The organism is Methanophagales archaeon (assembly GCA_021159465.1).
Classification (GTDB): Archaea; Halobacteriota; Syntropharchaeia; order Alkanophagales; family Methanospirareceae; genus G60ANME1.
Window position 1 is genome coordinate 1 of sequence record JAGGRR010000267.1, and the last position, 10,270, is coordinate 10,270.

A 10,270-nucleotide genomic window follows, 5' to 3' on the forward strand; every position below is an offset into this window, starting at 1 on the left:
AGGAGAATACTCTCAAACCCTTCTTATTCCCGGAAATAACAGGAAATGCAACTTCTTTTTTCATATCAGAAACACAAACCTTCTCCTGCGATCAATGCCTGGTAGTGTGTGCCTATGCCCGTCTTGATAATCTCCGCCGGACCCGCATCTCCCAAACACTGGACTTGCTACTTCGTTATATGCCGGTGGTCCTATGAGTCCAATGGGCCACAAGAAACTGATTTCAACGTTCTTTCGTACTTCCTCACCTCTGATATAATGCAAGTATACATCTAACAGTATAGCGAACTTCCCCGGAGCTCCAGGGCATGGTATGGGCATATTCACCGTTAAGATGACTATACGCCCCTTATTGAAAGATTTAACTAAATCACCGAGTTTTAAAGCGTCCTCTAACGACGTGTAGAACGTATTGAAGTCGCTTGAAAGACCCGGAACACTTTCCACGTCCGCACTGCATCCGGTTGCAAGTACGAGATAATCGTATGGATATTTCTTGCCACTCTTTGCCGTTACCTCCCTGTCCCCCAAATCCACACGCTCTACCTCTCCATCTTCTCCAAATACCATCTTTACCCGCGGGCTAATCACTTTTTTTCGCGGTCTATTTATGTCTTCTGGGGTATATAGACCAAAAGGAACGAAGGTGAACCCGCCCTGGTTTATGTTCATATCATTCTTGTCCAGTATTGTTATCTCCACTTCATCCTTAGCGATTTCCTGTCTGAACTCTCTCGCAAGCTTATTCGCCACTACTGACCCCCCGGCGCCAGCTCCTAACACCAATACTCTATCTGTCATGATAAATTTTGATGCTTGTTAGGCACATAAATAATGTTCCCTAAAACTGTTCAGTTTTGGATAAAAAGCCGAAAAAAGTTAGGATTTTCGGAAAAAAACCTACATCAAGCGAAATACTCTAAAATAAAAAGAAGGCTACACCCATTAATATAAACGAAGTTCCAGCAATTTTCGCTAATGTTTCTTCATTCACTTTATCAGGAATAAATTTACTCGAATAGATTGCGATTATAGAAAGCAAACTTAATGCTATTATAACTCCTGTTAAAACCATCAAGCCATTGTATTTTGTTGCAAACAATCCAGCGGCAATTTGTGTCTTATCTCCCCATTCTGATGCGAAAATCAGGATAAATCCTGAATAGAACGGATTTCCGAAATAATATCCGTTTTTGGTTTCTTCCCTCTGGTTTCTGAAGATTAAAATTACAAGTCCAAAAATTATGAAAATAGCGCCCGAAAGCATTTTTATTAAACCCCCGGATGCGATATGTGTTGCAGGATAGATAGCTGGGTTTTGTCACCTAATTCTGCTAAACCCACTACAATTAAGGGAATTAATATATCTTGTAGCATAAACATACTATACTAAATATAACAAAAGATTTCATTTTCTTTTTCGTTAAGCCGTATAAAGGAACGATTGTTGCGATATTCTCTGGCACATCCTGTGCTGCAATCCCCAATGCTATCATAATTCCCAGTATAGGCGTTAAAGCGAACCCAGCCCCAATTGCCAATCCTTCTGGGAGATTATGCAAAGCCATGCCGATAACAAGCATAGTAACGCTTCTTTCAATGGATGGCTTTTCTTTTTTAAGTAACTCTGGATTTATATGGGGCAAGGTTCTGTCAACCCATCGATATATGACTATCCCAAAGAGAGAAGAGATAATTGCCAAGTGAAAAGGCGCAATTTTTAGACTTTCAGGTATCAATTGAAAAAACGATATATCCAGCATTATTGAAGCCACGAATGCCAAAGAACCATATAAGATGGTTTCTTTAGGTTTCTTTATCAATCCAATTAAACAACCCAAAGTTTGTCCAACGAAGATCAGAGATATTATCAATAATAGGTCATTCATTTTTAGCCTTTCCCAACGGATTCACGCTCACACAAAAGTATCTTAACAAATCTACCAGCCCATAAGCTTCTTTAACAATGCGAAAATCGTGTTCTCGCAACAACTCCTCAAGATTTCGTTTTGCAAAATCTCGGTAATACTTGCTCTCGTAAAGTGATGTGAAGGACACGTACAGCCATCTACGCAACCTGTTCTTTGGGATGTGATAGTCAACAACGATTATTTTCTCGCTAACTCTTCTCATTTCGTCCAATACCTGATGTCTGACCTCGTGTGGCATATCATGCAGTCCAAAAGAAATACATGCAAAGTCGAAATAATCTGGTTCAAATGGCATTTTAGTTGCATCTGCCACTACAAACCACACATTTTCGTATTTGTTCTTCTTAGCCACCCGCAACATTTCTTCTGACAAATCAATCCCAACGACTTCATAACCCCTTTTCGCAAATGCAAATGCCTGTGTCCCGGTTCCAGTGCAGACATCCTCCACTTTTAGGCTGTCCTAATTATCACTGATATAATTTTTAGGCACATAAACAATATCCCCTAAAAATTGCGAAATGCCAAAGGCATTTACCATTCACTTTTTTCTAATCCACCACATCACCACTGCCGAACGCTTCTCTCTATGCAAACCCTTTCCCTTCCCCGAAACGTATTGCTCGATGATTTCCTTCACATGAGTATCCACCTCCACGTATTTACCTATGAAACTCGCTATGTACCGCACTTCCTGCTCGAAGTTCCGCTCTACGCTGTAATTCATTACTCGCACATTCACCAGCCTACCCCACTGTCGCAGTACCAGATAAGCGAAGTAATCGGCATTAGGGTCAAACTCGCCCTTATAACCTTTCCCGGTTATTTTCGTCCACATCTCCTTCACCATGCTATCCCTTCCCGCGGGTTGTATCACCGCGCAATATCTCCGTGAGGCATTCTCCATCTTCTTCAAATGTTTCTCGAGGTCGCGCACCTGTCACAGGAAATGAGAACACACAGCTAAATCAAATCGGTCTTTTATTTCATGGTCGGCAACTCCCAGCCAGTTTCTATTCATTATTTCAACGTTCTCAACTTTACTTTCTTTCATGTTCCTCCTCAAATACTTCACAGCCGTTTCGGAATACTCAATAGCTACCACCCTTTTTACTTCCCCGGCTAACGGTATCGTCAATGTTCCGGGTCCGGCACCTATTTCCAGAACTTCAAAGTCATCATCCAGTATCTCACTCAATGCACCTACCGCTTTTCTTCCATATTCGTAATTGTTGTATTTAGCCTGCGCAGAGTAGTCTTCGGCGAATTTAGCTCGAAAATCCTTATCGTATGTTATCTTCAAGGGTCTCATTCTCTGCTTTTGCTTCTCTTCCCAGACTTCGCGCCAGTTCAGTTCCCCCATTCAACTCACCCAGCCCGAGAGCATTGACGCAACTTTAACACCTAAAAGCACGAACAAAGCGATTATAAGTGTTTCCACTCCCGCCTTCATGCTTATCTCACGCATTGCGAACGCTGCGGCGAAATCGGTGATTACGCATAACGCCAGAGCTGCAACAAGCCCGTATCTCATAAATACGAGTGCCATGGCTATTATCAACGGAAGTGAAATCAGTGTTCCAAACACCACCACTTTGACCAGCTCCACATGCGCTGCGTCTGATATGACCTTCGTCATACCTGCCATCCTCGGACACAGGATGAACAATGCAAACGCTACCGATGCGATTAACAGTTCCTTCATCTTTACTCCCTTTTTAGCTTCACAATTTTTAGTCGTGTCTCAAGATTGGTTTAAAAATATAAATAATCCTGAGGGAAACACCTCCAGCATGTAGGATGTAGAAGATGTGAATCACAATGGATTGGGGTGCACCCCGTCTAATTTCCAGACACTACCCTATAAAGGATCGGACTCAATTTGAATTTGAGATCATCAAAGAAGAAGCTAAAAAAGTAAGAATGGGCAGTCCCCACCACCAACTACCATTCCCCAGATGTGTATGAGAGGCGACATATGTGTGTGGCATCAGGTTGACTATGACATAAAAGAACCGTTTTTTCATATCCTTTTTGTATCCCAATTTCTGGTTCGAAACTACCCTGTTCATGACGGGCGTATATCACGGAACCAGCCCCGGATGCCACAATCCCTGCCATTCATCCAATCCAAACATGACGTTCATATTCTGTATCGCTTGACCTGAACCACCCTTAACCAGATTATCAATTGCGGAGATTATTACTATCCGATCGCTATCCTCTTCCACCTCAAACCCGATATCACAGAAGTTTGTGCCCCGTACAGCACCAAGTGAAGGTATACCTTTTCCTTTTCTCAGCCTTATGAACCTCTTACCGTCATAAAATCGCCTGTACAGATCTTCAATCTCCGGCTCTGTCATCCTCTCTTCTCCTTCCGTCAGGAATATATGCGCAGTAGTGAGTATGCCCCTGATAGAAGGTATAACATGGGGTGTGAAGCTAACCTTCACCTGTGGTAATTCTTTCCTCATCTCCGCAACGTGCCGGTGTGCAGTCAGTTCGTAAGGGATGATATTCTCAGCGAGGTTAGGGAAATGTGACTTCTCAGAAGGGTCTGCACCCGCACCAGAGATGCCCGATTTTGCATCAAACACCACACGCTTCGCCATGTCCGACTTCACAATAGGTGCAGCAGCAAGTATAGCACCAGTGGGATAGCAGCCCGGATTCGCAACGAGCGCAGCATCAGCCACCTCGGGGTGCAGTTCTGTCAGTCCATACACAGCCGCCCTGTCCTTCAGGTCCTTATGCCGCCGCATATAGATTCGTTCATATTCCTTCCTCTCCAGTCGGTAATCAGCACTGAGATCTATCACCCGCGCACCCGCATTGAGCAACTCAGGCACATAATCCATTGCACTACCATGTGGTACCGCTAGGAATACAACATCACTCCTATCTGCTATCTCGCGTGTGTCTATATCTTCGTATTCGAGTTCAATGAACCGCTCCAGGTGTGGATTCACATCACTGACCTTCCTGCCTTTATACCGCCTCGATGTCACCACCGATATTCTCACCTGTGGATGCATCAATAGCAATCTTAGCAGTTCCAGACCAATGTATCCAGCCCCGCCTATTATTCCCGCTTCTATCATGAGTCACGTATTACGCATGCTAATAGAACTTTATTGCTAATTTTATTGTGCAATTAATAAAGGTTAGCTATATCAGCGAGTGAAAGCTGCCCTCTTACCAATTTTGGCGCTTCTAATTCCTGCCCGGGATCCAACTCCAACCTGATGGTGCCATATTTGCCACCACCACCTGGCTTAACATAGATATTACCTTCTCTGAATGCCTTTATCGCTCCCACCACGTCCGGGTTTACCTTCTCCAGCGCATCTATGGGTACATCTACCAGCACATTTACCTCAGTACCGAATTCTGCGAGTAGTGATTCCCATATCCCAACCACCGATTTTGAATTCACTGACTTGCGTATCGCCAGGCTTATTATCTCTGCTAAGGGTATCAGGTGCAGATAAGGCGGGCGATACGGAGGATGTACACCGTTGTTGCAATCGGCGAGCTCATTCACTCTATCGCGCACACCTTTCTTTATCATGCCTCCACATTCACATCGCCAGTGCCTTACAGTCGCTTCAGTGAGCGAATAATGTCTGTAGCATCTGATACATGCACTTTCGTTATATTTACCTTCCGCAGGCGGTATACCCACATTTAGTATTGTTTTCCTGCCTTTTCTTCGTTCTATCGCCGCTTTCAACTCTTCGAAACTCAAATCAGAGACTTCAAACCGATTGAACTCCCGCGCCAGCCTGATAGGATATGGCGAGTGGGCATCGGAATTGGTCAGGAAAGTGAGCCTGTGCAACTCCTCTATCCGATCAGCGTAGGATGTATCAGCACTCAAGCCCAGCTCGATGAAGGAGATATAACTTACCATCTCACCATAGCACTCCTGGAGCGAATTATGATAAGCATACAAAGCAGTCCAGGGTGTAAAAGCGTGACAGGGACCGATGAGAGCTTCAGCATCCTTTGCATATTCCGCTATCTCTGCACCAGAGAGTCTCACAGAAGGTCTGCCATCCGAGTCTATATCCTGCGAATATCGCTTGAAAGTTTCGTATAGCTCCTCTGCCTTCGCTATAGACGGCAGTATGAGCAGATGATGCACCCGCCTCATGTCTTCCACCTCAACAGTGAGTACAAAATTGGTCGCTCCATGCACGAAGATGCCATCATCATGCCCGGGCTCCTGTTTCAACCCCTTTATAGCCTGTAACCATTTTGGATGCAGACAATCCCCTGTGCCAAGCAATTGTATACCCTTCTTAGAAGCTTCCTTTGCCAGTGTGGGTAAATCCATGCGGGGAGAAGTAGCTGCAGAATGAAGTGAATGAATATGGAGGTCAGAATTGATTATCATTATCTCATCTCCATCTACTAAAATAGCGGGGGATGGATTCGAACCATCGATCTCCGGGTTATGAGCCCGACGGGATCTCCTAACTACCCTACCCCGCTTATCAATTTCATTTGAGTTATACTATCATATCAATATTATAAATGTAAGATTTAAGCTTTAAAAAGCTTACCCTTTTATTTATATGGTATATAGGCATCATTTCAGGAGTAAGATACAGATATAGATATAGATACAGATGGTAGCCGTGAACTATAACTACAAGGATATAGAAGATAAGTGGCAACGCAGATGGCACGAAAGTCGTATTTTTGATGCGGAAACAGGCGGAGTTGGAGTTGGAGATAGAGATAAGAAGTTCTTTATTACTGTTCCTTATCCCTACACTTCAGGACCGCTGCACATAGGGCACGGTAGAACATACACCATAGGGGACATAATAGCGAGATTCAAGCGATTAGAGGGCTATAACGTGCTGTTTCCTATGGCATTCCATGTCACGGGTACGCCGATTTTAGCTATTGCCGACAGTATAGCGAAAGGAGATGCGGAAGTTGTGGCACGATACAGGGATTATGTCTCGATTTATGAGAGAGAAGAGCAAGTAGATGAGATAGTCAATAGTTTCAGTGATGCAGAGGCGGTTGCGAAATTCTTCGCTGACCGGATTGCAGAGGACTTCAAGCGGATGGGTTATTCCATAGACTGGCGAAGGAAATTCAATACCACGGAGCCGATGTATAACTGGTTCGTGGAATGGCAATTTAAAAAGCTAAATGATAAGGGAGTAATAAAGAAGGGGAAATATCCCATAACTTTTTCCATTGAGGATGGCTCACCGGTTGGCGAGGACGACATAGAGGGTGGAGATACGGATAAAGTATCAATAATAGAGCACACAACGATAAAGTTCAAACTCCCTGATGGTTCTTATCTGGTTGCCTCCACCCTGCGTCCCGAGACCATATTTGGCGTTACAAATCTGTGGATAAACCCTGATGTAAGATATGTTAAGGTTAGAGTTGAAGTTAGAGCAGAGAAAGGGGAAGGTGACAAGGACGAGCACGAGTTCTGGATTGTATCGAAGGAGGCAGCGGAGAAGCTGAGCTATCAGAAGAGCGGGATAGAGATATTAGAAGAGATAAAAGGTGGATATTTTGTGGGTAAGGAGGTTGAGGAGCCAGTGGGGGGTAGAGAAGTTCCAGTCTTACCTGCAAGCTTCGTTGACCCTGATGTTGGCACTGGCGTGGTCTATTCGGTCCCGGCACATGCACCCTATGATTATATCGCACTGGAGGACTGGAAGCGTAAGCGAGAGGAGTTAGAATCAGGATCAGGAATAGAAATCGAGCCGATAAAGATAATCGAGATTGTGGGTTCTGATTATGAGTATGAGTATGAGCTGCCGGCGAAGGATATCTGTGTGCGTATGGGTATAGAGAGCCAGGAAGACCCGAGGTTAGAGGAAGCTACGCAGCAAATATACAAAGAGGAGTTCTATCGTGGCGTATTGAATGACCGATGTGGCAAGTTTGCAGGTATTAAAATAGCAGAGATAAAGGATGAAGTGAAGGACTGGCTGAGGGAGAGGAATGTAGCGGGCATATTTTACGAGACTTCGAGGAAAGCGGTAACGAGAAGCGGTGATAAGGTAATTGTGGCTGTTCTGCATGACCAGTGGTTTATAGATTATAGAGCGGAGTGGTGGAAGGAATTGGGACATAAACTCGTTTCTGAGATGACGTTCTATCCGGATAGATATAAGGCGTATATGCATGACATCATTGACTGGCTGGCGTTACGACCATGTGCGAGGAAGAGAGGGTTGGGTACGAGGTTTCCGTTTGACCGTGCATGGATAATTGAATCATTGAGTGATTCCACAATTTACATGGCGTTATATACCATAGCGCATTTATTGCGGGCATTGCCAGTTGAGAGTTTAACGGAGTCGTTTTTTGATTACGTATTCCTGGGAGTAGGGGATGCAGCGGCGGTAGCGAACGAGATAGGCATTGATGCTGAGGTTTTGGATAAGATAAGGGCGGAGTTTGAATACTGGTACCCGAATGACCTGCGGCATACAGCACCACCGCACTTGAGCAATCACTTAGCTTTCTTCTTGATGCACCATGCAGCGATATTTCCACCGAATAAGTGGCCAGGGGCAATTACACTGAATGAATTGATGATAAGAGAAGGTCGGAAGATGTCAAAGAGTAAGGGAAATGTGATTCCACTGGCGAAGGTCTCGGAGCTCTATGGGGTGGACTTATACCGGCTGTATTGCGCGATAAATGCCGATTTTGGAGCGGTAGTTAACTGGCGTGAACAGGATGTGGATGCATTAAGGCGGAAGTTCAATGCGCTGATAGAGCTGTTTGAAGATAGCATAGGTGCGGGTGTGGAAGGTCTGAAAGAGGACGAATTCACGCATATAGACAGATGGCTGCTGGCACGGTTTTATCGAAGGCTGAGAGACTCAATTGAGCAATACCGTGCATTTAGAATAAGGGAAGCGGGAATAAACATGTTCTTCGAGATGATGAATGACATCAAATATTATGAACAGCGAGCGAGTGTAGCGAGGAGAAAGAGAATAGTCAGGAATGTGATGGATGCATGGCTAATAATTCTATCGCCAATTACGCCCCATATATGCGAGGAGATATGGCATAAGTTACATGAGAATAAGGATAAGACGTTCATTTCGGTGGAGCGACTGCCAGAAATAAGGGAAAAGTTTATTGATGAGCGTGTGGAGCGAGAGGAGGAGTATCTGACTTCATTAGTGAATGATATAAAGGAGATATTGCATGTAGCGCGGTTAAAACCGGGTAAGATTTATGTTTACACTGCGGAGAAGTGGAAGTGGGATGTACTGCGAGCGATAAAGGACGTGGAGGATAAGGATAAGATACGGGAGGCAATGAAGTTCCGGAAGGATAAGACAACGGCGGAGTTCGTGAAACGGGCAATGAAAATACTTCCATTGAAGAAAAAAGCATCGTCAAAAGAGGGGACGAGTTCATATTTCGAGCTGGATGAGGAAGCTGTTCTGGAACGTGAAAAGGAGTATCTAATGCATGAGTTCGGATGCGAAATCGAGATAAATGGTGATTATGACCCCGAAAACAAGCGAAGGCTTGCGCTACCGCTCAAACCTGCGATATATGTGGATGACAAAGATGCCCGACGATAAAAAGTACGTGGAACTGCTCTGGCATGATAAGTATGATTAAACATAAATCATGGAGGGCAACAAAATGGAAATAAATACATGTGTGTTCGGTTAAGTAACCCATCTATCCATCAGCCTCTCTCGTTTGACATTTGGCTCGCATCCTTGGCCGAAATAAATGTTGTATGAAGTGAGCATATCGGTTCGAGTTTCAGCCCCACGCACTCGAGTACTTCTGTTAACAATAGGTTTGCTTGCTCGGTGAAGACTTTTGCCCAACATAAAAGAGTGTATCGGTTAGCATTTCTCTTCAGCCTGCTAACGAAATAGCCGTCATAGTGAGCGGTTCTGTCGAAGAAGAGGTACTTGAAGTATCCGGGATCGATAAGCAGGATGCAGCCCTTGAGTCTGGGTCCCAACCGAAGTATTTATCGCCTAAAACACGACCGGGTTACTGTACTTGAAACTCAATCGTATGGAGCACGCACCTCTGAAGGAAATCAACCCAACCATCTTCGGTGTGAATCGGTCGTAAAAACTACTTATGCTCAGTTTCACTCCTGCTTTCCCCTCGTTATTTCTCTTCAACTCGGCTACTATCTCCTCCAGCTCCTTTATCCGGAGTATCAAACTTTGAAACTCGCTTGCCAATATTGACATCTCTACGCGCTGATTTTATAATACGGTGCCTATGTTTATAGTCTCCAACAAAACTAAATCCACGATGGGATAAACTTTTCGATCCACGACTTAGCAAAT

General features: G+C 44.4%; 10 protein-coding genes, 1 tRNA gene and 1 pseudogene. 1 reads left to right on the top strand and 11 read right to left on the bottom strand.

The features are described 5' to 3' along the window. Window positions 1–60: 60 nt before the first annotated feature. The 10 genes from J7J01_10685 to J7J01_10730 form a co-directional block, all read right to left on the bottom strand. Window positions 61–801 carry an FAD-dependent oxidoreductase gene (locus J7J01_10685; protein ID MCD6211325.1) on the bottom strand — a complete coding sequence of 247 codons (741 nt, stop codon included), beginning with the start codon at window positions 799–801 and terminating at the stop codon, window positions 61–63. A gap of 118 nt (window positions 802–919) precedes the next feature. After that, window positions 920–1,267, bottom strand: a complete 348-nt coding sequence (locus J7J01_10690) for a TMEM165/GDT1 family protein (GenBank protein ID MCD6211326.1) — start codon at window positions 1,265–1,267, stop codon at window positions 920–922. A 91-nt stretch (window positions 1,268–1,358) separates the two neighbouring features. Next, window positions 1,359–1,889 carry a hypothetical protein gene (locus tag J7J01_10695; GenBank protein MCD6211327.1) on the bottom strand — a complete coding sequence of 177 codons (531 nt, stop codon included), beginning with the start codon at window positions 1,887–1,889 and terminating at the stop codon, window positions 1,359–1,361. Continuing rightward, on the bottom strand, window positions 1,882–2,382 hold the full coding sequence (locus J7J01_10700; protein MCD6211328.1) for a class I SAM-dependent methyltransferase: 501 nt from the start codon (window positions 2,380–2,382) through the stop codon (window positions 1,882–1,884). The genes J7J01_10695 and J7J01_10700 overlap by 8 nt, the downstream gene beginning before the upstream one ends. 90 nt (window positions 2,383–2,472) lie before the next feature. After that, window positions 2,473–2,838, bottom strand: a complete 366-nt coding sequence (locus tag J7J01_10705) for a hypothetical protein (GenBank protein ID MCD6211329.1) — start codon at window positions 2,836–2,838, stop codon at window positions 2,473–2,475. A 33-nt stretch (window positions 2,839–2,871) separates the two neighbouring features. Then, window positions 2,872–3,294, bottom strand: a complete 423-nt coding sequence (locus tag J7J01_10710; protein ID MCD6211330.1) for a methyltransferase domain-containing protein — start codon at window positions 3,292–3,294, stop codon at window positions 2,872–2,874. After that, entirely contained in the window at window positions 3,295–3,636 is a 342-nt protein-coding gene (locus J7J01_10715) for a hypothetical protein (GenBank protein ID MCD6211331.1), read from the bottom strand. Window positions 3,637–4,015: 379 nt separating this feature from the next. Continuing rightward, window positions 4,016–5,035 (bottom strand): N-acetyl-gamma-glutamyl-phosphate reductase, encoded by a 1,020-nt coding sequence (locus J7J01_10720; protein ID MCD6211332.1) that lies wholly within the window; start codon window positions 5,033–5,035, stop codon window positions 4,016–4,018. Between the two features lie 53 nt (window positions 5,036–5,088). Then, window positions 5,089–6,333 (bottom strand): TIGR00375 family protein, encoded by a 1,245-nt coding sequence (locus tag J7J01_10725; protein MCD6211333.1) that lies wholly within the window; start codon window positions 6,331–6,333, stop codon window positions 5,089–5,091. A 23-nt stretch (window positions 6,334–6,356) separates the two neighbouring features. Beyond that, window positions 6,357–6,431: transfer RNA gene (locus J7J01_10730), tRNA-Met, on the bottom strand. A 137-nt stretch (window positions 6,432–6,568) separates the two neighbouring features. On the opposite strand from J7J01_10730, the gene leuS reads away from it, so the two are divergent. After that, window positions 6,569–9,532, top strand: coding sequence for a leucine--tRNA ligase (gene leuS / locus J7J01_10735; protein MCD6211334.1), 2,964 nt, complete (start codon window positions 6,569–6,571; stop codon window positions 9,530–9,532). A gap of 90 nt (window positions 9,533–9,622) precedes the next feature. Here the strand turns inward: leuS and J7J01_10740 are convergent. After that, a pseudogene (locus tag J7J01_10740) lies at window positions 9,623–10,099 on the bottom strand (hypothetical protein). Window positions 10,100–10,270: the final 171 nt, after the last annotated feature.

Bases quoted from the DNA above. Each gene is read 5' to 3' on its own strand.
- J7J01_10685 (MCD6211325.1), bottom strand. From the start codon at position 801: ATGACAGATAGAGTATTGGTGTTAGGAGCTGGCGCCGGGGGGTCAGTA.
- J7J01_10690 (MCD6211326.1), bottom strand. From the start codon at position 1,267: ATGCTTTCGGGCGCTATTTTCATAATTTTTGGACTTGTAATTTTAATC.
- J7J01_10695 (MCD6211327.1), bottom strand. From the start codon at position 1,889: ATGAATGACCTATTATTGATAATATCTCTGATCTTCGTTGGACAAACT.
- J7J01_10705 (MCD6211329.1), bottom strand. From the start codon at position 2,838: ATGGAGAATGCCTCACGGAGATATTGCGCGGTGATACAACCCGCGGGA.
- J7J01_10710 (MCD6211330.1), bottom strand. From the start codon at position 3,294: ATGGGGGAACTGAACTGGCGCGAAGTCTGGGAAGAGAAGCAAAAGCAG.
- J7J01_10715 (MCD6211331.1), bottom strand. From the start codon at position 3,636: ATGAAGGAACTGTTAATCGCATCGGTAGCGTTTGCATTGTTCATCCTG.
- J7J01_10720 (MCD6211332.1), bottom strand. From the start codon at position 5,035: ATGATAGAAGCGGGAATAATAGGCGGGGCTGGATACATTGGTCTGGAA.
- J7J01_10725 (MCD6211333.1), bottom strand. From the start codon at position 6,333: ATGATAATCAATTCTGACCTCCATATTCATTCACTTCATTCTGCAGCT.
- leuS (MCD6211334.1), top strand. From the start codon at position 6,569: ATGGTAGCCGTGAACTATAACTACAAGGATATAGAAGATAAGTGGCAA.